Origin of the sequence: Sphingomonas sp. ABOLE, assembly GCF_003950455.1 — a bacterium.
Taxonomy (GTDB): Bacteria; Pseudomonadota; Alphaproteobacteria; order Sphingomonadales; family Sphingomonadaceae; genus Sphingomonas; species Sphingomonas trueperi.
Window position 1 is genome coordinate 47,089 of record NZ_QQWY01000001.1, and the last position, 23,322, is coordinate 70,410.

21 protein-coding genes are annotated in these 23,322 nt (G+C 67.9%); 13 read left to right on the plus strand and 8 right to left on the minus strand.

The window, feature by feature from the left end:
• Genes CA234_RS00210 through CA234_RS00220 form a run of 3 tightly spaced genes read right to left on the minus strand, consistent with a single transcriptional unit; the run spans nt 1 to nt 1,555 of the window.
• A complete protein-coding gene (locus CA234_RS00210; RefSeq protein ID WP_206431061.1) occupies nt 1–306 on the minus strand; it encodes a polyhydroxyalkanoic acid system family protein in 306 nt (101 codons plus the stop codon).
• Nucleotides 303–719 (minus strand): VOC family protein, encoded by a 417-nt coding sequence (locus tag CA234_RS00215; protein WP_125977790.1) that lies wholly within the window; start codon nt 717–719, stop codon nt 303–305. Before CA234_RS00215 ends, CA234_RS00210 begins: the two co-directional genes overlap by 4 nt.
• Nucleotides 720–757: 38 nt before the next feature.
• Nucleotides 758–1,555: an aspartyl/asparaginyl beta-hydroxylase domain-containing protein gene (locus CA234_RS00220; protein WP_206431062.1), complete on the minus strand. Its 798-nt coding sequence runs from the start codon at nt 1,553–1,555 to the stop codon at nt 758–760.
• 202 nt (nt 1,556–1,757) lie between these two features.
• Here CA234_RS00220 and CA234_RS00225 point away from each other — a divergent pair, with 202 nt between their 5' ends.
• On the plus strand, nt 1,758–4,607 hold the full coding sequence (locus CA234_RS00225; RefSeq protein WP_241213112.1) for a M16 family metallopeptidase: 2,850 nt from the start codon (nt 1,758–1,760) through the stop codon (nt 4,605–4,607).
• Between the two features lie 191 nt (nt 4,608–4,798).
• On the opposite strand, the gene CA234_RS00230 is transcribed toward CA234_RS00225, so the two are convergent.
• The 5 genes from CA234_RS00230 to CA234_RS00250 all read right to left on the minus strand — a co-directional run bounded on the left by CA234_RS00230 (nt 4,799) and on the right by CA234_RS00250 (nt 13,139).
• The gene (locus tag CA234_RS00230; RefSeq protein ID WP_241213113.1) at nt 4,799–5,977 is read right to left on the minus strand and encodes an aminotransferase class V-fold PLP-dependent enzyme; all 1,179 of its coding nucleotides are present in this window, start codon (nt 5,975–5,977) and stop codon (nt 4,799–4,801) included.
• 80 nt (nt 5,978–6,057) lie between these two features.
• Nucleotides 6,058–8,433, minus strand: a complete 2,376-nt coding sequence (locus tag CA234_RS00235; RefSeq protein ID WP_126000607.1) for a TonB-dependent receptor — start codon at nt 8,431–8,433, stop codon at nt 6,058–6,060.
• Between the two features lie 138 nt (nt 8,434–8,571).
• Nucleotides 8,572–10,356, minus strand: coding sequence for an AMP-dependent synthetase/ligase (locus CA234_RS00240; RefSeq protein ID WP_126000608.1), 1,785 nt, complete (start codon nt 10,354–10,356; stop codon nt 8,572–8,574).
• 47 nt (nt 10,357–10,403) lie between these two features.
• Nucleotides 10,404–12,122, minus strand: coding sequence for a gamma-glutamyltransferase (ggt, locus tag CA234_RS00245; protein ID WP_206431063.1), 1,719 nt, complete (start codon nt 12,120–12,122; stop codon nt 10,404–10,406).
• A gap of 39 nt (nt 12,123–12,161) precedes the next feature.
• Nucleotides 12,162–13,139 carry a quinone-dependent dihydroorotate dehydrogenase gene (locus CA234_RS00250; RefSeq protein ID WP_241213114.1) on the minus strand — a complete coding sequence of 326 codons (978 nt, stop codon included), beginning with the start codon at nt 13,137–13,139 and terminating at the stop codon, nt 12,162–12,164.
• Nucleotides 13,140–13,443: 304 nt separating this feature from the next.
• Between CA234_RS00250 and CA234_RS00255 the strand changes: the two genes are divergently transcribed.
• The 12 genes from CA234_RS00255 (at nt 13,444) to CA234_RS00310 (ending at nt 23,314) form a co-directional block, all read left to right on the plus strand.
• Nucleotides 13,444–14,310, plus strand: coding sequence for a helix-turn-helix domain-containing protein (locus CA234_RS00255; protein WP_241213115.1), 867 nt, complete (start codon nt 13,444–13,446; stop codon nt 14,308–14,310).
• Nucleotides 14,311–14,353: 43 nt separating this feature from the next.
• Nucleotides 14,354–14,866, plus strand: a complete 513-nt coding sequence (locus tag CA234_RS00260; RefSeq protein ID WP_125977776.1) for an SUF system Fe-S cluster assembly regulator — start codon at nt 14,354–14,356, stop codon at nt 14,864–14,866.
• Nucleotides 14,866–16,329: a Fe-S cluster assembly protein SufB gene (gene sufB, locus CA234_RS00265; protein ID WP_125977774.1), complete on the plus strand. Its 1,464-nt coding sequence runs from the start codon at nt 14,866–14,868 to the stop codon at nt 16,327–16,329. The genes CA234_RS00260 and sufB overlap by 1 nt, the downstream gene beginning before the upstream one ends.
• A gap of 91 nt (nt 16,330–16,420) precedes the next feature.
• Nucleotides 16,421–16,840, plus strand: a complete 420-nt coding sequence (locus CA234_RS00270) for a hypothetical protein (protein WP_125977772.1) — start codon at nt 16,421–16,423, stop codon at nt 16,838–16,840.
• A gap of 5 nt (nt 16,841–16,845) precedes the next feature.
• A complete protein-coding gene (gene sufC / locus CA234_RS00275; RefSeq protein WP_125977770.1) occupies nt 16,846–17,589 on the plus strand; it encodes a Fe-S cluster assembly ATPase SufC in 744 nt (247 codons plus the stop codon).
• Nucleotides 17,586–18,668, plus strand: coding sequence for a SufD family Fe-S cluster assembly protein (locus tag CA234_RS00280; RefSeq protein ID WP_206431064.1), 1,083 nt, complete (start codon nt 17,586–17,588; stop codon nt 18,666–18,668). The genes sufC and CA234_RS00280 overlap by 4 nt, the downstream gene beginning before the upstream one ends.
• A complete protein-coding gene (locus CA234_RS00285) occupies nt 18,665–19,876 on the plus strand; it encodes a cysteine desulfurase (RefSeq protein ID WP_126000609.1) in 1,212 nt (403 codons plus the stop codon). The genes CA234_RS00280 and CA234_RS00285 overlap by 4 nt, the downstream gene beginning before the upstream one ends.
• Nucleotides 19,873–20,340, plus strand: a complete 468-nt coding sequence (locus CA234_RS00290; protein ID WP_125977766.1) for an SUF system Fe-S cluster assembly protein — start codon at nt 19,873–19,875, stop codon at nt 20,338–20,340. The genes CA234_RS00285 and CA234_RS00290 overlap by 4 nt, the downstream gene beginning before the upstream one ends.
• A 139-nt stretch (nt 20,341–20,479) precedes the next feature.
• Entirely contained in the window at nt 20,480–20,839 is a 360-nt protein-coding gene (locus tag CA234_RS00295) for an iron-sulfur cluster assembly accessory protein (RefSeq protein WP_126000610.1), read from the plus strand.
• Between the two features lie 208 nt (nt 20,840–21,047).
• The gene (locus tag CA234_RS00300) at nt 21,048–22,019 is read left to right on the plus strand and encodes a rhodanese-related sulfurtransferase (RefSeq protein ID WP_126000611.1); all 972 of its coding nucleotides are present in this window, start codon (nt 21,048–21,050) and stop codon (nt 22,017–22,019) included.
• Between the two features lie 78 nt (nt 22,020–22,097).
• Nucleotides 22,098–22,673, plus strand: a complete 576-nt coding sequence (locus CA234_RS00305; protein ID WP_125976082.1) for a NifU family protein — start codon at nt 22,098–22,100, stop codon at nt 22,671–22,673.
• Between the two features lie 47 nt (nt 22,674–22,720).
• On the plus strand, nt 22,721–23,314 hold the full coding sequence (locus CA234_RS00310; RefSeq protein ID WP_125976080.1) for a malonic semialdehyde reductase: 594 nt from the start codon (nt 22,721–22,723) through the stop codon (nt 23,312–23,314).
• The last annotated feature ends 8 nt before the right edge of the window (nt 23,315–23,322 follow it).

Below are 23,322 nucleotides of genomic sequence, written 5' to 3' on the forward strand. Positions count from 1 at the left end.
TCAGGCGAGCAGTCGGGGGCCTTCCTTCGCCAGCATCTCGCGGACCTTGCCGGCGAACAATGCGAGCATGCCGGGCAGCGCGATCTCGGCATGGACCTGCGCGTCCTGCACGTCGAGCCGGCTGACCACCTGCTGGCCCATCGCCGCGACGGTGAAGTGCAGGCTGTCGCCTTCCCAGCGATGCTCGACGGTGGCGCCGCCGGGGATCTTGTCGGCGAGCCGGCCGATCTTCGAATCGATCCGTGCGCGGGCGCCCTCGCGGCCGAGTTGGTGCGGAATGTCGACGCTGATCGTCTGCGGAATCATTTTGCGAATACCATGGCGTCATCGGCGAACGCCTTGAATTCCAGCGCGTTCCCGCTGGGGTCGCGGAAGAACATCGTCGCCTGCTCGCCCACCTGGCCCTGGAAGCGGATATGCGGCGCGATGCCGAAGGCGACCCCGGTGGCTTCCAGCCTCGCGGCGAGGGCGTGCCAGTCGTCCATCGCCAGTACCACGCCGAAATGCGGCACCGGCACGTCATGGCTGTCGACCGGATTGGTCGTCGCGACCGGCTTCGCGGCGGGATCGAGATGCGCGACGATCTGGTGACCGAAAAGATCGAAGTCGATCCAATGGTCGGAGGAGCGCCCCTCGGGGCAGCCGAGCAGTTCGCCGTAAAAGGCGCGTGCGGCGGCGAGGTCGTGGACCGGGAAGGCGAGATGGAAGGGGCGTGGCATGGACTTGGCTTAGCCGCCTGCAACGGTACCGACAACGCTCAGGCGTCTGCCGCGATCTCGCCGCGATGCCACCGCCGCAGGTTCGCCCGAGCTTCCTGCACGAACGCCGAGCGACGCAGCACGCCGAGCAGCGTGTCGGCGATCCAGCGGCCGGGATTGCGCAAGGGGCGGCGGAACTGGATCAGCAGCACGATGCGGGTATGCGCGCTGTCGTTCCACACCTCATGATCATAGGTGTCGTCGAATACCAGCGTCTCGCCCTCGGCCCAGCGGACGGTGCGGCTGCCGATCCGCATCCGCACGTCGCCGTCGCGCGGCACCACCAGTCCCAGATGGCAGGTGATCAGCCCCTTGGTGACGCCGCGATGCGTCGGGATGTGGGTGCCCGGCGCGAGGATCGAGAACATCGCGCTGTTGAGCCCGGGCACCTGCTCGATCAGCCGCGAGGTATGCGGGCAGCGCGCGAGGTTCTCGTCGACCCGGTAGCCATAACCGCACAGGAACAGGCTGCGCCATTTGCCGAGCGGCGCGATCGCGCGGTGATCGGGGGAAATGGCGGCGAGCGACGGCGCCCCCGGCTGGGTGCCGATCGCCGCGATCGCCTCGTCGCGGATCGCTTCCCAGTCTGCCCGCAGCGCCGCGGTCCAGGGAAAGGCGCGCATGTCGAGCACCGGCGTGTTGGGCACCAGCGAGGAGGTGGCGATCAATCGATCGCAGGTGCCGCGGAGATGCTTGCCCCAGCGCAGCAGCAGCGGGCGGGGGCGCGGGCGAGAGTCGGGGAGCGGGACATTGTCGCCCATCCGCCCGACCGGCGCCTCGCTGGTGGCAATGTCCACGCGCAACTTCCCCGCAGCTTCCACGTTACGCCCGAAGTTCGGTGCTGCAACGCAACAATCCATGCCCTGGGTCTAGGCCGTCACTTGGGTCCAAAACATGGCGGGTCCATGGATTCTTGTGGCGTACATCCGGCAGAAAGGTTGCCGGTGGCATGCCGCGCCACTCGCCTCTAGAAAGGGCTACATGTTCTCACGTCCGCGCATGCCGCGCTTCGCCCTGCTTCTCCTCGCACTCGCTGCCCCGTCGCTGCCCACCCCGGTGCTGGCGCAAGGCCGGCCCGAGGGTGTCCAGACCGCCGAGGATCCCTGGCTCTACAAGGGCAGCGACCTCGTCCATGACGACAAGTGGAAGTTCGGGCGGTTATCCAATGGCGTGCGCTATGCGGTGCGCAAGAACGGCGTGCCACCGGGGCAGATTTCGATCCGCGTCCGCATCGACGCAGGCTCGCTGATGGAGCGCGACTCCGAACGCGGATTCGCCCACCTGCTCGAGCATCTCAGCTTCCGCGGCTCGACCTATGTGCCCGACGGCGATTCGAAGCGGATCTGGCAGCGGCTGGGCGTGACCTTCGGCTCGGACAGCAATGCCGCCACGACGTTCATCAGCACGACGTACAAGCTCGACCTGCCCAATGCGACGCCGGAGGGGCTGGACGAGAGCTTCAAGATCCTCTCCGGCATGATGGCCAATCCGGCGATCACCCAGGCCTCGCTCACTGCCGAGCGTCCCGTAGTGCTCGCCGAAGGCCGCGAGCAGCCTGCGCCGCAGAAGCGGATGCAGGATGCGCTCTACCAGCTGATCTTCGCCGGCCAGCCGCTCGCCGATCGCGAGCCGATCGGCACGGTGGAGGCGCTCAACGCCGCCACGCCTGCCAGTGTGCAGGCCTTCCACGACCGCTGGTACCGCCCCGAACGCGCCACGGTGATCGCGATCGGCGACGTCGACCCGGCGGTGCTCGAGGCGATGATCAACAAGTATTTCGCGAGCTGGCAGGGCAAGGGCGAGGCGCCCAAGACGCCCGATTTCGGCAAGCCCGAGGCCGATCACCCGATCGCTGCCAGCATCGTCGAGCCGGCGTTGCAGCCGGTCGCGCTGATGGCGATCGTGCGGCCCTGGACGGTCTATGCCGACACGGTGATCTTCAACCAGAAGCGCATGATCGACATGGTCGCGATCCGCATCCTCAACCGTCGCCTCGAATCGCGCGCGCGCTCGGGTGCCTCGTTCATTGGGGCGGGGGCGGATCTCGACGACATCGCCCGCTCGGCCAACGTCACCACGCTCACCGTGCTGCCCACCGGCGACGATTGGGAAAGCGCGCTGCGCGACGTCCGCGCCACCGCCGCCGAACTGATGGCCGCGCCGCCGAGCCAGGCGGAGATCGACCGCGAGCTCGGCGAGATCGACGCGGTGATGCGCAACCGCATTTCCACGGCGCCGGTCGAATCGGCGGTGTCGCTGGCGGACGACCTTGTCCAGGCAGTCGACATCAACGAGACGGTGACCACGCCCGAGGCCTCGTACGCGATCTTCAAGGGCGCGATCGCGGCGCGGATGTTCACGCCGGCGGCCGTCCAGGCCTCGGCCAAGAAGGTGTTCGAAGGCACCGCGACGCGCGCGCTGGTCAACACCCATGCGCCTGATCCCGACGTGGTCCGCAAGGTGACTGCCGCGCTGCAGGCAGACGTCAAGGCGGCGGTGATGAAGCGCCGTTCGCTCAACGTGAAGTTCGACCAGCTGCCGCGCATCGGCGCGCCGGGTAAGGTTGTCGAGCGCAAGCGCGTCGACCCCGATCTCGCGATCGACGAGGTCACCTATGCCAACGGCGTGAAGCTGCTGATGCGCGAGGACACCTCCGAGACCGGCAAGGTGTGGGTCAATATCCGCTTCGGCCGCGGCCTGCGTGCGCTGCCGGGCGACAAGCGCGTGCCGGGCTGGGCGGGCAAGACCGCGCTGATGGCCAGCGGCATCGGCAAGTTCGGCCAGGAGGAGCTCGATGCGCTGACCGGCAACCGCCAGATCGGCCTCGGCTTCGACATCGAGGAGGACGCTTTCGTCTTCCAGGCGCAGACCAACAAGGACGATCTTGCCGACCAGCTCCGCCTATTCGCTACCAAGCTGGACGCGCCGGGCTGGGATCCCAACCCGATCACCCGCGCCAAGGCGGCGACGCTCGCCTCTTATGCGGGCCTCTCGGCTTCGCCCGACGCGGTGCTCGGCCGCGACCTCGATGCCCTGCTCCACGACGGTGATCCGCGCTGGGGCGTGCCCAGCCGCGAGGAAGTGGCGGCGCTCACCCCGAAGGCGTTCCGCGCACTGTGGGAGCCGCTGCTCCAGACCGGCCCGATCGAAGTCGAGATCTTCGGCGACATGAACGCCGATGCGACGGTGCAGGCGGTGGCGGCGAGCTTCGGCGCGCTCAAGCCCCGCGCCGACGGCAAGGAAAGCGGTGCGCCGGTGCGCTTCCCGGCGCATGTCGCCACCCCGGTAGTGCGCACGCATACCGGTGCGGTCGATCAGGCCGCGGCGGTGATCGCCTGGCCGACCGGCGGCGGCAGCGCCGGCGTCGCCGAGAGCCGCAAGCTCGAGATCCTGACCGCGGTGTTCCGCGACCGGCTGATCGAGCAGCTGCGCATCCAGGCAGGGGTGAGCTATTCGCCCAATGTGCTGAGCGACTGGCCGCTGGGCCTGCCGACCGGCGGCAAGATCGCCGCGCTGGGCATGGTGCCGCCGGACAAGACCGACTTCTTCTTCAAGCTCGCCCGCGACATCGCGGCGGACCTGGTGGCGAAGCCGATCGACGCTGACGAGCTCAACCGCGCGCTGACCCCGCTCAAGCAGCAGCTGCTGCGCATGTCGAGCGGGAACATGTTCTGGATGAACCTGGTCGAGGGCGGCACGCAGGATCCGGCACGGATCGCGGGCATGCGCAGCCTCGCCCGCGATTATGCCGCGACGACGCCGGCCGAGCTGCAGGCGCTGGCGGCCAAGTATCTGCGGCCGGACAGGGACTGGACGATGGTGGTGCTGCCGGAGAAGGCGGCGAAGTAACGCCGGCGATGCGAAGATAGGCCGGGGGCGAGCGGATCGCCTCCGGCCTTTTTCGTGTCCGTTGTTGGTGCGCGGCCCCCACCATCGTCATTCCGGCGAAAGCCGGAAACCATTGGGGTCTCCGTCGCCGCTCCTGCTGTAGCGGAGAGGCGAATGGATCCCGGCTTTCGCCGGGATGACGGATGTATGGCTTAACCCCGCGCAAAACCCACGATATCGGGCAGCGCGCCGGCCAGCCGGTCCATGTCGGCCATGCTGTTGAACAGCGCAGGCGTTACGCGCACGCAGGCGCCGGCCGCGATGCCGTCGCGGTGGACGGTGAAAATCCTGTGCTGGTCGAGCAGCCGCGCAGCGAGCCTGGCATTGGCCTCGCTGCTGGTCACGCCGCGCACCCGGAACGAGGTGATCGCGCCGTGCGAGGCGGGATCGTCGGGCGTCAGCACCTCGATTCCCTCGACCTGCCGCGACCGCGCTACCCAGCGATCCCGTAGCGCCCGCAGCCGCGCGGCACGATGCGCGCCGCCGATCGCCTGCTGGAAGGCGAGCGCCGCCGGCACGGTGAGGCTCGCGGCGAAGTCATAGGTGCCGAGATGCACCTTGGAGAACAGCGTGTCCGGCCCGCCCGCCGCGTTGGCCGGATGGCGATCGATCTTGCCGAGCGCCGCCTTGCGGACGTGGAGGAAGCCGACGCCCAGCGGCGCCCCCAGCCATTTATGGCCGTTGATGGCCACGAAATCGCAGTCGAGATCGGGTACGGCGAAGTCGATTTGGCACCAGCTATGTGCGGCATCGACGATCACGTCCGCGCCTTGCGCTCGTGCCAGCGCCGCGATCTCGCGCACGGGCAGCACCAGCCCGGTGCGGTGGCTGAGATGCGTCAGCAGGATCAGCTTGAGCCGCGGGTTTGCCGCCAGCGCGGCGGCATAGGCGTCGATCAGCCCTTGGCGGCTGGCGGGCTCGGGCAGCGCGATCTTCACCAGTTGCACGCCGCGCGTACGGACAAGGCTCGCCATGCACGCCTGCGCGCTGTCGTAATCGAGATCGGCGATCAGCACCGCATCGCCCGATTGCAGCCGGTTATAGCCGAGGATCAGCGTTTCCAGCGCCTCGGTGGCGTTGCGGGTGAGGACGAGTTCGTCCGGCGCCACGCCCATCGCCGCCGCGGCTTGGTCGCGCACCGCGACCAGATCCTTGGTGAGGCCGCGCCGGGCATAGAAGCTGGTATCGCGGTTCACCCGCGCGAGCTGTTCCTGATAGGCGGCGAAGACCGGGCCGGGCATCATGCCCCAATTGCCGTTCTCGAGCTGTATGACGTCCGCCGGCGGCGTGAACTGCGCCGCGATGCCGCGCCAATAGGGATCGTCGTCCATCGCCCATGCTCCGCTGGAGAGACCGAGGGCGGGGAACGCAAGGCCCCCCGCCAATATCGAACGACGATCCATGCGGTGCATCAGAAGCGCAGCTCCACCCGGCCATAGTACTGGCCGCCATCGGTATCATAGGGGGCGTTGCGCGAGTAGATCAGGCCGCGATTGGCCTGATTGGTCGCCTCCGCCGGATAGGTGTCGAAGATATTCTCTGCGCCGCCGCGCAGCGTCAGCATCTTGGTGACGCGGACGCTCACCGAAGCGTCGAACAGCGCGATGCCGCCGAAGCGCTGGAACAGCTCACCGGTGGCATTGCCGGTCACGTCGGTCCAGGCGCCGTAATAGCGGCCGCGCACCATCACGCCGACCTTGCCGAGATCGTAGTTGAACGTGCCGGTGGCGTTGTGCTGCGGAAGGCGCTCCTGGAAGATCCGGCGCTGGGTGGCATTGGCGATCGACGCGCTGTTGCCGCCGCGCACCTTCGTCTCGTTATAGTTGTAGGCGAGGCTGAGGTTCGCCTTGCCGGGCCCGACCTGCCGCGCATAGCTCACCACCACGTCGACGCCGCGCGTGCGCGTGTCGAAGTCGTTGGTGAAATAGCTGACCGAGGTGAAGCGATCCGGGTTCGCGAAGGTCGCCGGCACCGCGAAAGTGGCCGACTGGCCGAAGCGATCGTCGACGTCGATCTGGTAGAGATCCACCGTCGCACCCAGGCCGAAATCGGTCTGGCCGACCAGGCCCGCGGTCAACGTGCGCGACTTCTCGGGCTTGAGCGGCTTGGCGCCGAGCGCCACCGCGATCGGATCGGTCGGCGACAGGCGGCCCTGGTTGAACACCTGCAGCGTGCGGGTGTCGAGGCCCTGGGTCACCTGGCGGGTATTGAGCTGCGCCGGCGTCGGAGCGCGGAAGCCGGTCGAATAGGTCAGCCGCGCGGCGAGGCCGTGCACCGGCTCGAAGCGGCCGGCGAGCTTGTAGGTGAAGGTGTCGCCGAACGCCGAGAAATCCTCGTAGCGCCCGGCGGCGCCGAGCGTCACCTTTTCGACCGGCGCCCATTCGAGATCGACATAGCCGGCATAGCTGCGCTGGCTCCACTGGCCCGCCTGTGCGGGGCTGAAGCCGGGGAAGCCGTTCGAATTGGGCGCGAGGCCGGTCGCCGCACCCGGACCGACCGCATAGGACGCCGGGTCGCCGGTGCCGACGCGATAGGTCTCGACGCGGCGCTCGCCGCCGAACGCGACGTTCACCGGATCGCCCAGGCCGACCGGCAGGCGGTAGACGAAGTCGGCGTTGAGGTTGAATTCGCGCTGAGTCAGCCGGCCGAGATAGAAGCTGGTCGGGCTGTTCGGGCCCAGAGAGGCGTTGAGGCTTTCGCCCAGCGTATAATCGATCCGGCTCTCGCCCTGCGAGACGCTGAGGTCATAGTGGAAACGGTCGCTGGCGTCGCCGCGCAGGCCGCCCACCGCCTGGTGGTCGGCGAAGCGCGTGCCAAAGCGCGGGGTGAAGCCCGCCGGGTAGAGCTTGGTGAAGGAGAAGCCGGGGAAGGCGCTGCTCGCGCCGTAGACCGAGGCGGTGCCCACCGGGTTGCGCCAGTTGAAGTCGGTCACGCCTTCGCCGCTCTGCGCGGTACCGAAGGCGTAGAGCGTCGCGCCCTCGACCAGGTCGACATGCGCGTTGACCGATCCGGCGATCCGCTCCTGATCGGGCTGGCCCCAGCGCTGCACCGGGTTGGGCACGGCGAGGGTCGGGTTGGCGGCCTGGAAGGCGATCGCATCGGGGCGCTGGCGGGTGCGCGAGGTCGCCTCGGCATGGTCATACTGGCCGGTGAACACGATCGAGCCGCGGTCGCCCAGCGCGATGCCGCCGCGCAGGCCGCCCTGATATTCGTTGCCGTCACCGGCATAATAGCTGGAGGCCTGGCCGAACACCGCCATGCCCGGCTTGTCGTCGAGCAGCAGGTTGATCACGCCGGCGATGGCATCCGAGCCATACTGTGCCGAGGCGCCGTCGCGCAGCACCTCGACGCGGCCGATGCCGTGGGCGGGGATCGCGGCGAGGTCGGGCGCCTGGGCGCCGCGCGTGCCGAGCAGCGCCGAGCGGTGGAAGCGCTTGCCGTTGACGAGCACCAGCGTCTGATCGGCGGAGAGGCCGCGCAGAGTCGCGGGCCGGACGAACGCCTGGCCGTCGGCGGCGGGGAGGCGCTGGACGTTGAATGAGGGCAGCAGCTGCGCCAGCGTATCGTTGAGGTCGCCCGAGACGCTCGATTCGAGCATCGCGTTCGACAGCACGTCGACCGGGGCCAGCGTATCGAACTGGGTGCGGGCGCGCTCGCGGGTGCCGGTGACGACGATCTGCTCGCCGCTATCCGGTGCGGCGGCGGGATCGGTCTGCGCCTGGGCGAAGGCGGCGGGCATGCAGGCGAGCTGCAGCGCGATCAGCGCGCCGCCGGTGCGGAAGTTCATCGGTTTCCCCTTGGTGGCCGGGGCGTCCTGCCGGACGCTTCTCAACCCCGGCCGCTAGGCGTGCGCGATGACGCGGAAGCGACAATACCAAGACGGTTCGATGAAAATACCAATTCATACCCAAGTTGGGACGGATGCTCAATAAAGCGCGTCGAGACGCTCCGCATAGACGGCTTTCAGCACGTGCCGCCGGATCTTCATGCTCGGCGTCAGCTGCTCGTTCTCGATGGTGAAGGCCTCGTCGGCGAGGATGAACTTGCGCACCCGCTCGATCACCGAAAGGTCGCGGTTTACCCGTTCCACCGCCGCGCCGATCGTCGCCTTGAAGTCGGCGTCGCGCGAGAGGTTGCGGAACTTGCACGGCGTCGCGGTCTTGGCGCAGAATTCCTGCACCCAGTCGGGATCGGGGACGATCACCGCGGTCATGTAGGGCCGCTTGTCGCCATAGAGCATCGCCTGCAGGATCTCGGGCTGTAGCGTCAGCATGCCCTCGATCTTCTGGGGCGAGACATTGTCGCCCTTGTCGTTGACGATGATGTCCTTCTTGCGATCGGTGATCTTGATGCGGCCCTTGGCGTCGATCTCGCCGATGTCGCCGGTGTGGAGCCAGCCGTCCTTGAGCACCCGCTCGGTCTCGGCCTCGTTACGCCAATAGCCGTGCATCACCAGCTCGCCGCGCACCAGGATCTCGCCATCTTCGGCGATGCGGACCTCGACGTCGTCCATCGGGGGGCCGACCGTGTCCATCTTGAGGCCCACCTTGGGCCGGTTGCACGAGATGACCGGCGCCGACTCGGTCTGGCCATAGCCCTGGAGGAAGGTGAGGCCGAGCGATTCGAAGAAGATGCCGACTTCGGGATTGAGCGGCGCGCCGCCCGAGACCAGCGCCTTGATCCGCCCGCCGAAGCGCTTGGCGAGCTTGGGCCGCAGCGTGGCGTTGAGCAGCAGGTTCATCGGCGCGTCGGCGATGCCGGACTTGCCCGCCGCCTTGCGCCCGCCGATCGCCACGGCCTTTTCCAGCAGGTAGGTGGCGAAGCTGCCCTGCTTCTCGACCTGCTTGGTGATGCGGGTGCGCAGCACCTCGAACAGCCGCGGCACGACGACCATAATGGTGGGGCGCACTTCCTCGATGTTCGAGGCGAGCTTTTCCAGCCCCTCTGAATAGTAGATCTGGCCGCCCAGCGCGATCGGGAAGAACTGGCCGCCGGTATGTTCATAGGCGTGCGAGAGGGGGAGGAAGGACAGGAACACCTCGTCCGCCCAGCCGAAATCCTCCGAAATGATCGCGGTGCAGCCCTGGCAATTGTGCAGGATCGCGCCGTGATGCTGCATCACCCCGCGCGGCGACCCGCCGGTGCCGCTGGTGTAGATGATGCAGGCCAGATCCTCGCGCTTGAACGTGGCGTGCGCGGCGGCGGTGGCGGCATCGGTGGCGTGCGCGGCGATCAGCTCGCGGAAGTCGTGGACCTCGAGGCTGCCCTGTTGCGCCAGTCGGACGTCGTCGATGCCGATCACGATCCGCCCTGCGGAGGATCGCAGCATCGCCGGCAGCAGCGTCTTGGCGAGTTTGGTGTTCGAGACGATCACCGCGCAGGCGCCGCTGTTTTCCAGGATATGCTGGTGATCGCGCTCGGTATTGGTGGTGTAGGTGGGGACGGTGACGCAACCCGCCGCCATGATCGCGAGGTCGCTGATGCAGAATTCGGGGCGGTTCTCGGAAACGAGCATCACCCGGTCGCCGGGCTTGAGCCCCAGCGCCTTGAGCGCGGTGGCGAGGCTCGCCACCTGGCGCGCCGCCTCGGCCCAGCTGGTCGGGTGCCAGGAGCCGCCGGCCTTGTGCCAGAGGAACGGCGCGTCCCCCTTCTCCGCGGCCCGCGTGAGGAACATCGTCACCAGATTATCGAAACGTTCGAGCTTGCGCATTCCTACTCCCCCTGCAGGCGCCCCATCTTATCCTTGAGCGTCCCGCTTCATTCCGACGGGCGGTTGGGCTTGGCACCCACCCGCTGTATAACCGTTACCGAGCCGTCCTGATCCATTGCCACCCCTTCGCTGCGCGGGTCGGCGGCGCCGACCCAGCGGCCGCCCACGCGCTCGATCGCATTGGCCTTGAGGCCCATCGGAGCAGCACGGACGTCCTCGCCCAGCGCGCGTAGCACAGGCAGCATCGCGTCGAGCTGGGTACCCTGCTCGGCGATCGCGGTTTTGCCCGGCGCGTAAAGCAGGCCGAGGCCGATCGCGTCCTGCGCGGAGAGCTTCCAGTCCACGACGCCGATGATCGCCTTGGCCACCTGCGCGATGATCGTGGAGCCACCCGCCGCGCCGACCGCGAGGCGGACCTTGCCGTCGGGGCCGAACACGATCGTCGGTGCCATCGAGCTGCGCGGCCGCTTGCCGCCCTCGACCCGGTTGGCCACCAGATACCCGTTCTTCACCGGCACGGTGTCGAAATCGGTCAATTGGTTGTTGAGGATCATGCCGTCGACCGTCAGGCCTGAGCCGAACGGCCCTTCCACCGTGGTGGTGACTTCGACGACATTGCCCGCCCCGTCGGTCACCGCCAGGTCGGTGGTGCCGGCGACTTCCTGCACCTTGGCCATCACGCGCTTCGGCGCGCCCGGCGGCGTGCCCGCGGCGATGCTGGTCATCGTCCTGGCGGGGTCGATCAACTTGGAGCGGCTGGCGATATAGCGGCGGTCGAGCAGCCCCTTCAGCGGTACCGCCACGAAATCCGGATCGCCGAGATACAGGTCGCGATCGGCATAAGCGAGCCGCGAGCTTTCGGCGAACAGGTGCCAGGCGGTGGCCGAGTCCTTGCCCAGGCGCCCCAGGTCGAAGCGTTCGAGCTGCGCCAGGATCATCAGCACGGTGATTCCGCCCGAGGAGGGCGGGCCCATCGAGCAGATCTTGTACCCGCGATAGCGCCCGCACAGCACCGGTCGTGCCTTGGCGTCGTACGCCGCGAGGTCGCCGGTGGTCATCTTCGAAGGGTTGCGCGCCGCGCCGTTCACCGCCGCGACCAGCTTGGCGGCCTGCGGACCGACATAGAAACTGTCGGGCCCCTGACTTGCGATGCGCTCGAGCAGCGCGGCCTGCTCCGGGTTGCGCACGGTGGTGCCCGCGGGCAGCGGCTTGCCGTCGGCGCCGAAGAACAGCGCACGATAGGCGGGATCGACATGGCCGGAGAATTGGGTGAGCGAATTGTTCATCCGCGGGCTCAGCACGAAGCCGTCGCGGGCGAGGCGGATGGCGGGGGCGAACAGCTTGGCCCAGGCGAGCTTGCCCGAACGGCGATGCGCCAGCGCCATTGCCCGCACCGCCCCCGGCACGCCGACGCTGCGCCCGCCGGGCACCGCGGCGAAGTGGCTGAGCGGTTTGCCGGCGGCGTCGTAGAACCAATGGTCGTCGGCGGCCATCGGCGCGGTCTCGCGGCCGTCCACCGTGGTCATCGCCTTGGTCCTGGCATCGTAGAGCACCAGGAAGCTGCCGCCGCCGAGGCCCGAGCTCTGCGGCTCGACCACGCCCAGCGCCAGCATCGTCGCGATCGCCGCATCGGTGGCGCTGCCGCCCGCGCGCAGGATCTCGACGCCCGCCGCCGCCGCGCGGGGATCGGCGGCGCTCACCATGCCCTGGGCATGGGCGAGCAGCGGCGTGAACAGCAGGAGGAGCAGCGCGACCGTTTTTCTCATGGACCTAGGCGTAGCGCGCTTTGCCCCGGAGGCAAGCCGTCAGGCGAGCGCCCGCGCGATGCTGCGTGCCAGACCGGTCCCGCGATAGAGCAGCGCCGAATAGACCTGCACCAGCACCGCACCCGCCTCGATCCGGCGCTTGGCCTCGTCCGGCCCGTCGATGCCGCCCGCCGAAATCAGCGGCAGCTGCTCGCCCGAGATTTCGCGCGCCTCGATCAGCTTGGCGCGGGCGAGGTCCTTTAGCGGCTTGCCCGAAAGCCCGCCGGCCTCGCCGGCATGGGCCGAGGCGAGGGGCGGGCGGGAGATGGTGGTGTTGGAGACGATCAGCGCGTCGACATGATGATCGATCGCCGCGCGCACCGCGCCTTCCAGCCCGGCGCGATCCAGATCGGGCGCGACCTTGAGGAACAGCGGCGTGGTGCCGCGCGCCGCATGCGCGGCCGCCAGCAATTCGTCGAGCGCAGGCCGCGACTGGAGATCGCGCAGGCTTGGCGTGTTGGGCGAGCTGACGTTGATCGTGATATAGTCGGCATGGCGCGCCGCCTTGGTGACGCCCAGGGCGTAATCGGCGACGCGGTCGGTCGAATCCTTGTTGGCACCGACATTGATGCCGAGGATGCCGGGCCGCTGCTTCAGCCGCGCGATTCGCGCCAGCGCGGCGTCGATCCCGTTATTGTTGAAGCCCATGCGGTTGATCACCGCCTCGTCCTCGACCAGCCGGAACAGGCGGGGCTTGGGATTGCCGGGTTGCGGTCTGGGGGTGAGCGTGCCGATTTCGACCGCGCCGAAGCCCAGTCCGAACAGGCCGGCGATCGCCTCGGCATCCTTGTCGAGCCCCGCGGCGAGCCCGACCCGATTGGGGAAGCTCAGCCCTGCCAGCGTCACCGGCGCCGCCGACTCGGGGCCGCCACCGAAGGGTGCGCCCGCGCCGCCCCACAGAGCCAGCGCGCGAATCGCCGCGCGATGTGCCCGCTCCGGATCGAGCGTGAAGACCAGGTTGCGAAGAATCTTGCCCATGAAAGCGCTCATGCATCGCAAGGCAAACGTCGTCAAAGGCTGGAATGTCGATTCCGTACAATACCGTGCCTCTCGAATCGGGTAGAGCATCCCTGCGACCCGAGGGGTTCCGCTTAACGGGGGGAACCCTTTCCTTTGGGCCCGGCCGGGCAACCGGCCGGGCCTCTTTTCCGTTGCGCTTTCCGCGCAGCCATGCTCCAGCTGTGCGACGAACCGAAGCACAGGGGAACAGCGTCGCATGCGTGGCGCCGAAGAGGGCCAGGTTGCAATTGCCGCGCGCCGTGGCGCGGGGGCGGGCCAGCCTTTGAACATTCGCTTTCAGCCGTCCACCGGGCGGCTGATACCGCATGTCGAAAGCTTTTATCTCGCTCATATCGATGCGCCGTGCATCGAGGGCGTCGAGCGCGTCGATCTCGGCCAGTGGCGCTTCTGCCTGGAGGGCGATGGTACCGTCCATTTCCCGGACGCGCATAGCGAGACAACGCTGCCGGTGATGGTCAACGGCCCCGGCACCGCGCACTGGACCTATCGGATCCAGGGCCCCTTCCGCTGCTTCGGCATTTCCTTGCGCGGCATCGGCTGGCGCACTTTGGTGGGCCGCCCGGCGGACCAGGTGGCCGATCGGCTGGTGGACGGCGGCGAGATCTTTGGGCCGGAGGTGCATGCGCTGCATGCCGAACTCCGCACGCTCGATACGCTGGAAGCGATGGTCGCCGCGGTCGAGCCCTTCCTGCTGCGCCGGATCGACGCCGCGCGGCGCGTGCCCAAGGCACATATCGCCTTCCTTCGGATTGTGCGCGAATGGGCGGCCTCGGGCGATCCGACGATCGATGCGCTGTACGACGCGATGGAGGCCGAAACCGGCATGGGGCAGCGCCAGGTCCAGCGGCTGTGCAAGGAATATTTCGCCGGGCCGCCCAACCATCTGCGCCGCAAGTTTCGCGCGATCGGCGCCGCGATGCGCATCCACCAGGGCGCGCCCCTCGCCGAAGTGATGGCGCCCTTTGCCGACCAGTCGCACATGATCAACGAGATCAAGCATTTCACCGGCCAGACGCCGGGGTTGCTGCGCGACGGCATCGATCCGGTGCTCGCTGCGACGCTGGAGAACGAGAAGTTCCACTTTCTCCCCGATGTGATCCCCGAGACGGTTGACCTCGGCGGCCGCTAGGCCCACATGCCCAATCGGATCAACTTTGTCCGATTGGGAGTCGATGCGTCTTTCGAGCCTTGCCGACTATGCCGTGGTGATGCTGGCCGCTGCTGCGCGCCATTGCGGCGCGTCGTGCCGGCTCAACGCGACGCTGCTGGCGAACGAGACCGGCCTGCCGCTGCCGACGGTGCAGAAGCTGGTGAGCAAGCTTTCCGCCGCCGGCCTGATCGAAAGCGCCCGCGGCACCGGCGGCGGCTTCCGCCTCGCCCGGCCGCCCGCGGCGATCAGCCTTGCCGAGATCGTCGAGGCGATCGAGGGACCGATCGCGCTGACCGTGTGCGTCGACTCGGCGCGGCATGATTGCGCCGTGGAAGGAAACTGCCGGGTGAAGCCGCATTGGGGCGTGGTGAGCGATGCGGTGCGTTCGGCGCTCGCCCAGGTCAGCCTTGCCAGCCTCGCTACGCCTCCGGTGCTTGCAGCCCCGGCAATGCCGGTGCATGGGCTCGCGCCTTCCACCTCCGACCTTTCTTCTCCTTCTCCGGTGCTCGCCGGGGAAAGCCAGGTATCTTTCTGATGGCCACCAAGAATGCCGAGGCGCTCGCCGCCGCGAACAAGAAGTACGAATGGGGCTTCGCCTCGGACGTCGAACAGGAGTTCGCGCCCAAGGGGCTGAGCGAGGATACCGTCCGGTATATCTCCGCCAAGAAGAACGAGCCCGAGTGGATGCTCGACTGGCGCTTGAAGGCGTTCCGCCTGTGGCAGACGCTGGAGGCGCCGGACTGGGCCAAGCTCAACGTGCCGCCGATCGACTATCAGGACGCGTATTATTACGCCGAGCCCAAGCAGAAGAAGACGATCACCAGCCTCGACGAGCTCGATCCGGAAATCCGCCGGACCTATGAGAAGCTCGGTATTCCGATCGAGGAGCAGAAGGTGCTCGCGGGCGTCGAGGGCGCGCGCAAGGTCGCGGTCGATGCGGTGTTCGACTCGGTGTCGGTCGCCACGACCTTCCGCGCCGAGCTCAAGGCGGCGGGGGTCATCTTCCTGTCGATCAGCGAGGCGATCCGCGAATATCCCGAGCTGATCCAGAAGTGGCTCGGCAAGGTGGTGCCGCAGCGCGACAACTATTTCGCCACGCTCAACAGCGCGGTCTTCTCCGACGGCACCTTCGTCTATGTGCCGGAGGGCGTGCGCTGCCCGATGGAGCTCTCCACCTATTTCCGCATCAACGCCGAGAATACCGGCCAGTTCGAGCGGACGCTGATCGTCGCCGACAAGGGGGCGTATGTGTCCTATCTCGAAGGCTGCACCGCGCCGATGCGCGACGAGAATCAGCTGCACGCTGCCGTCGTTGAGCTGGTCGCGCTCGACGATGCCGAGATCAAATATTCGACCGTCCAGAACTGGTATCCGGGCGACGAGAACGGCGTGGGCGGCATCTACAATTTCGTCACCAAGCGGGCGCTGTGCCAGGGGCGCAACTCCAAGGTGAGCTGGACCCAGGTCGAAACCGGATCGGCGATCACCTGGAAATATCCGAGCTGCGTGCTCGCGGGCGAGAATTCGGTCGGCGAATTCTATTCGGTGGCGGTGACCAACAACCGCCAGCAGGCCGATACCGGCACCAAGATGATCCATCTCGGCAAGGGCAGCCGCTCGACCATCGTGTCGAAGGGCATCTCGGCCGGGCGCAGCGACAACACCTATCGCGGGCTGGTCCGCGTGGCGGCGAGCGCGGAGAATGTCCGCAACTTCACCCAGTGCGACTCGCTGCTGCTCGGCGACCAGTGCGGCGCACACACCGTGCCGTATATCGAGGTGAAGAACCCGAGCGCCCAGATCGAGCATGAGGCGACCACCAGCAAGATCAGCGACGACCAGCTGTTCTACGCGCTCCAGCGCGGGCTGGACCAGGAGGCCGCCGTGGCGCTGATCGTCAACGGCTTCGCGCGCGAAGTGCTGCAGCAGCTGCCGATGGAGTTCGCTGTCGAGGCGCAGAAGCTGCTCGGGATTTCGCTCGAAGGTTCGGTGGGATGATTCGTCCCGCCGCCCCCGCTCAGCCTGCGCTCATCTCGGCTGACGTATCGACGACGCAGGGCCGCGTTCCGGGCCCGCAGGAGTATCGTGCATGTTGAACGCCCTTCTTGCCGCAGCCTTCGCCCTTCAGGGCGGCGTCGCGATCGACAGCGCGGCCCAGTTCGGCGCGGCGACCAACCACGCGCGCTGCATCGTCCGCGCGATCGGCACCGCGCCGGCGGACGCGGGCGCGCGCGCGACCAAGGTCGCCGGCGCGATCAAGCAGTGCCGCGACTTTCTCGATTCCGATTTCCAGGCCGGTCGTCTATTGCTCAACGACCGGCCCTACCAGCCGAGCGCCTGGCGCAAGCTGACCCCGGTGCTCGACAGGATCGAGGCCGACATCAAGGCCAGCGTCACCGCGCCCAAGCAGTACAAGATCATGTGGAAGCTGCCCGACGGCTCGCTGGTCGATGCCTATGACGCGGGCGCCCAGCCCAAGACCCTCTCTCTCGTGACCGTGGCGATCTAAACCCCATGCTGAACATCCAGAACCTGCACGCCGAAGTCGACGGCAAGGAAATCCTCAAGGGCCTCACCCTGTCGCTCAACGCGGGCGAAGTGCACGCGATCATGGGCCCGAACGGCGCCGGCAAGTCGACGCTGGGCTACGTCCTGGGTGGCCGCAACGGCTACGAGGCGACCAGCGGCAGCGTGACCTTCGACGGGCAGGATCTGTTGGAACTCGAACCGCACGAGCGCGCCGCCGCCGGCCTGTTCCTCGGCTTCCAGTATCCCGTTGAAATCCCCGGCGTATCGAACGTCCAGTTCCTGCGCGAGGCGGCCAATGCCCAGCGCCGCCACCGCGGCGAGGCCCCGCTCTCGGGTGCCGAGTTCCTCAAGCTGGCGCGCGCCCAGGCGGCGGCGCTCGGCATGGATGCGGAGATGCTCAAGCGGCCGGTGAATGTCGGCTTCTCGGGCGGCGAGAAGAAGCGGAATGAGATGGTGCAGATGGGCATCCTCAACCCCAAGCTCGCCATCCTCGACGAGACCGACAGCGGCCTCGACATCGATGCGCTGAAGGCGGTGGGCGAGGGCATCAACCGCATCATGCGCGCGCCCGACAAGGCGGTGCTGCTGATCACCCATTATCAGCGCCTGCTCGATTACGTGAAGCCGGACTTCGTCCATGTGCTGTTCGATGGCCGCATCGTCCGCTCGGGCGGGCCGGAACTGGCGCTCGAACTCGAGCGCGAAGGCTATGGAGCGCTGGCGGCGTGACCGTGCTCGATCTTCCCACGAAGAAGGCGGAGGCGTGGCGCTGGTCCGACATGGACGCGCTTCGCGCTTCGGCCGAGAGCCCGCAGGCACCGGCAGGCATCGACCCGGCGGACCTGTTCCTCGACATCGAGGGCCCGCGGCTGTGCTTCGTCGACGGCGTGTTCGAGCCTGCGCATAGCCGTCCGGGGCCGGTGGAAGTCACCCGCCAGATCGCCGCGACCGACCATCCGCTCGGCAGCCTGGCGATCGGCGAGGGCTGGGCGCTGCACCTCGGTCCCGAACATGCCGCGACCTGCATCCAGATCGTCCATCTCGGCACCGGCGGCGAGAATCACGTGCCTGCGCGCATCCTGCTCGCCGACGATGCCGTGGCGACCGTGGTCGAGACCTTTGCCGGCACCGGCTGGGCGAACCGGCTGACCGCGATCGCGCTCGGCAAGGGCGCGCGGCTGATGCGCTCGGTGCGGCTGGTCCAGACCGGCGGCTTCGTCTCGATCCGCGACGAGGCGGAAGTGGGCGAGGGGGCGAGCCTCGTCTCGATCTTCCTCGGCGCCGGCGGCATGGGCAGCCGGATCGATGGCGCGCTGACCCTCACCGGCAAGGGCGCCTTTGCCGAGATGGGCGGCGCGCTGCTCACCAGCGGCACGCAGCGGCAGGAAGCTGCGGTTGCGGTGCGCCACGAGCAGGTCGAGGGCAGCTCGCGCCAGATCTGGCGCGCGGTGGCCGCCGACCAGTCGGTGGCGAGCCTCGCCGCGCGGGTGGAAGTCGCCCGAGGGGCCCAGCAGACCGACGGCGAACAGTCGCTGCGCGGACTGCTGCTCCAGCGCACCGCGACGGTAAACCTCAAGCCCGAACTCGAAATCTTCGCCGACGACGTAAAGTGCGCGCATGGCGCGACGGTCGGCGAACTCGATCGCAACGCGCTCTTCTATCTGCAGAGCCGGGGCATCGAAGACGCGCAGGCCAAGGCGCTGCTGACCCACGCCTTTGTCGCGGACGCGCTGGCGCGGATCGGGGAGGAGCCGGTGCGCGAGGCGTTCGCGGCGGATGCGGCGGCTTGGCTGGAGGCGGCGCTGTGAGCGTACTGGCCACCACCGCCCCGCTCGACGTGCTCGCCGACTTCCCCGCGATCCCGGCCGGCTGGGCTTATCTCGACACTGCCGCGACCTCGCAAAAGCCCCGCCCGGTGCTCGACGCGATCGCGCGCGGCTATGGCGAGACCTATGCCACGGTCCATCGCGGCGTGTACCAGCGCTCGGCCGACATGACGCTCGCCTTCGAGGCGGCGCGGGCGCGGGTGGCGAAGTTCATCGACGGCAAGCCGGAGGAAGTGGTGTTCGTCCGCGGCGCGACCGAGGGGATCAACCTTGTCGCTGAGTGCTACGCCGCCACCCAGCTCGAGGCCGGCGACCGCATCCTGCTCTCCGCGCTCGAGCATCACTCGAACATCGTGCCCTGGCAGATAGCCGCCGAGAAGATCGGGGCGCAGATCGATGTGGTGCCGCTCACCGACGATCACCGCATCGATCTCGACGCGATGGCCGCGATGCTGACCGACCGGCACAAGCTGGTCGCGCTCGCCCATGTGTCGAACGTGCTCGGCTCGGTGCTCGACGTGAAGCGCGCGACTGAGCTGGCGCACGGCGTCGGCGCCAAGATCCTGATCGACGGCTGCCAGGCGGTCGCCCGGCTGCCCGTGAACGTCGCCGAGCTCGGCTGCGACTTCTACGTCTTCTCCGGCCACAAGCTCTACGGCCCGACCGGCATCGGCGTGCTGTGGGGTCGGTACGAGCTGCTCGACGCGATGCCCCCCTATCAGGGCGGTGGATCGATGATCGACCGGGTGACCTTCGCCAAGACCACCTACGCACCGCCGCCGGGCCGCTTCGAGGCGGGCACGCCGCACATCGTCGGCGTGGTCGGGTTGCATGCGGCGATCGATTATGTCGACGGCATCGGGCTCGACCGCATCCATGCGCACGAAACCGCGCTGGTGACCGAGACGCGCGCCGCGCTGTCCGGCATCAACAGCGTGCGGCTGTTCGGTCCCGCGGACAGCGCGGGCATCGTCAGCTTCGCGGTGGAGGGCGTGCACCCGCACGACGTCGCGACGATCCTCGACGAGGGTGCTGTCGCGATCCGCGCCGGGCATCACTGCGCGCAGCCGTTGATGGAGCTGCTGGAGGTTCCCGCCACCGCGCGGGCGAGCTTCGGCGTGTATAACGGGCCGGCGGACGTCGCCGCGCTCGTCCGTGGAATCGAACGAGTGACGAGGATCTTCGGATGAACGAAGAACGCAGGATCGTGGTGGAAGAGGTCGAGGCCGTCGAGGCGCCGCCCAAGGCACGCGTCGACGATGCGGTCGAGCCCGCCGCCGAGCGCAAGCGCGACTATCTCTCCGGTTTCCTTTCGCAGAAGCCCGCCGAGCCCGGCGCCGGCGAGCCGGGCGGACCGCTGTACGAGGCGGTGATCGACGCGCTCAAGGAGATCTACGACCCGGAAATCCCGGTCAATCTCTATGACCTCGGGCTGATCTACGGCGTCGACATCACCGCGAACGGCCATGCCGCGATCACCATGACGTTGACCACGCCGCATTGTCCGGTAGCGGAGTCGATGCCGGGCGAGGTCGAGCTGCGGGTGAGCGCGGTGCCGGGCATCGCCACGGCCGACGTCAACCTCGTCTGGGATCCGCCCTGGGACCCGCAGAAGATGAGCGACGAGGCGAAGCTGGAACTGGGGATGTTGTAATTTCTAGCCCCCTCCCGCGTGCGGGAGGGGGTTGGGGGTGGCCCCCGGCACCCAATATCCGGAGCGCTCGCGGAGAGCGGGCGCCCACCCCTCGGTCCCCTCCCGCACGCGGGAGGGGAAGAAGGTTAGAAGACAGACCATGACCACCGTGACCACCCCCCGCCAGCGCCCCGCCGCGCTGCACCTCACCCCCGCCGCCGAGGCGCGCATCGCCGCGCTGATGGCGAAGGCGCCGGAAGGCACGGTCGGCGTCAAGCTCTCCACCCCGCGCCGGGGCTGCTCTGGGCTCGCCTATTCGGTCGACTATGTCGCCGAGGCCAAGCCGCTGGACGAGAAGATCGAGACTCCCGGCGGCACCTTCTTCGTCGACGGTGCCTCGGTGCTCTACCTGATCGGCTCTACGATGGATTGGGTGGAGGATGATTTCACCGCCGGCTTCGTGTTCACCAACCCCAATGCCAAGGGCACCTGCGGCTGCGGCGAAAGCTTCATGGTCTGATACCGGGCTCAGACGGAGGAGAGGGCTGTACTTTCAACCCTCCGCGTCACCTCGGCGAAAGCCGGGGTCCATTGGGGTCTCCGTCCCGGCTCTTTCGCCGGCCGAGTGGCGAATGGATCCCGGCTTCCGCCGGGATGACGGCTGAAGCTGAGGGAACTGCCGTCACCGCCCTTGGTAAAATCGCGTTGGCTGGAGTAGATCCGCCGAAATGACGAAAGCTTCGGACGATGCCGCGCTGCCGATCCGCGTGGCGGCGCTCTACCAATTTACCCGGTTCGACGATCCGGCGGCGCTGCAGGGCCCGCTGGCCAAGCTCTGCTGTTCGCAGGGCGCGAAAGGCACGCTGCTGCTCGCGCGCGAGGGCGTGAACGGCACGATCGCGGGCAGCGACGATGCGATCGCGGCGGTGGTCGACCATATCCGCGCGCTGCCGGGCTGCGCCGGGCTCGACGTGAAATACGCCCGCGCTGCCGAGCAGCCCTTCTACCGGATGAAGGTGCGCCTGAAGCGCGAGATCGTGACGATGGGCCAGCCGGACATCGATCCGCTGGCGAGCGTCGGCACCTATGTCGCGCCCGAGGACTGGAACGCGCTGATCGCCGATCCGAACACGATTCTGATCGATACGCGCAACGACTATGAGGTCGCGGCGGGCACCTTCCGCGGCGCGATCGACCCGCACACCAGGAGCTTCCGCGACTTCCCCGACTGGTTCCGCGCGCACCGCGAGGAACTGCTCGGCAAGAGCGAGATGCCGCCCAAGGTCGCGATGTTCTGCACCGGCGGCATCCGCTGCGAGAAGTCGACGGCGTTCCTCAAGTCCGAGGGCATTCAGGAGGTGTTCCACCTCAAGGGCGGCATCCTCAACTATCTGGAAAAGGTGCCCGAAGCGCAGAGCCTGTGGGACGGCGAATGCTTCGTGTTCGACCAGCGGGTGACCGTCGGCCATGGCCTCGCGCCCGGCAGCTACGAACTCTGCCACGCCTGCCGCCGCCCGGTCAGCGCCCAGGATCGCCGTTCGCCGCGCTATGAGGCGGGGGTGAGCTGCGCCGCGTGCTATGACGAGCGCAGCAACGAAGACCGCGAACGCTACCGCGAACGTCACCGCCAGGAGCGCCTGGCGGCCATCCGCGGCGAGCCGCATGTCGGCAAGGTCTATCCCGCCGACCCCGACGCATGAGCGGAACTTCAGCGCCGGCAACACAGGGTTTCCCGCGCGCGGCTTGATCCTGCGCAAGGACGCGCCCATGTGGGCGGCATGCTGATCGAGACCGAAGCCACCCCCAACCCCGCCACGCTCAAGTTCCTGCCCGGCAGGATCGTGATGGAGGCGGGCACCCGCGACTTCGCCAGCCCCGAGGAGGCGGAAGCCTCGCCGCTTGCCACCGCGCTGTTCGCACTGGGCGACGTGACCGGGGTGTTCTTCGGCCGCGACTTCATCTCGGTGACCGCCGCGCCGGGCGTCGAGTGGCTGAGCCTCAAGCCCGACGTGCTCGGCATCCTGCTCGACCATTTCTCGGCCAACATGCCGCTGTTCATGGCAGGCTCGGCCGCCGGCTTCAGCGTGCCGCCCGAGAGCGCCGATTTCGGCGACAATCCCGAGGATGCCGACATCGTCGCGCAGATTCGCGAGCTGATCGACACCCGCATCCGCCCTGCGGTCGCCAATGACGGCGGCGACATCGTCTATCGCGGGTTCAACGAGGGCAAGGTGTTCCTCCAGATGCAGGGCGCCTGCTCGGGCTGCCCTTCGTCCACCGCGACGCTGAAGAACGGGATCGAGCAGCTGCTCAAATATTACGTTCCCGAAGTCACCGAGGTGCGCGCGATCTGATCGCGCACCCGCTTCCCGCCCCCCCAAGCATGAAAGGATCGCAGGCCATGGGCCAGCCGCTGAACGACGTCGCCCTCGACACGATCTTCCGCACCGCGCGGACCTTCAACGGCTATACCGACGCTCCGGTGACCCAGGCCGATATCGAGGCGATGTACGACCTGCTGAAGATGGGGCCGACGTCGGTCAACCAGCAGTCGGCGCGGTTCGTCTGGGTGCTGAGTCAGGAAGCCAAGGACAAGCTCGCTAGCCTGTCGAGCGGCAGCAATGCCGAGAAGATCCGCAAGGCGCCCGCCAGCGTCATCATCGGCTACGACATCAACTTCCACGAGCATCTGCCGGCATTCTTCCCGCACGCGCCCGAGGCGAAGAACTGGTTCCCGACCGAGGAAGGTCGCCGCGAACAGGCGTTCCGCAACTCCTCGCTGCAGGGTGCCTATTTCATCATTGCCGCGCGCGCGCTGGGCTTCGATACCGGCCCGATGTCGGGGTTCGACAATGCCAAGGTTGACGAGGCGTTTTTCGCCGATCAGCCGGGCGTGAAATCGAATTTCATTTCCACGCTCGGCGTCGGTGATCCTTCGAGCCTTCATGCGCGGTCGCCGCGTCCGGCATTCGATCAGTTCAACCGGGTGATTTGACCTGTACC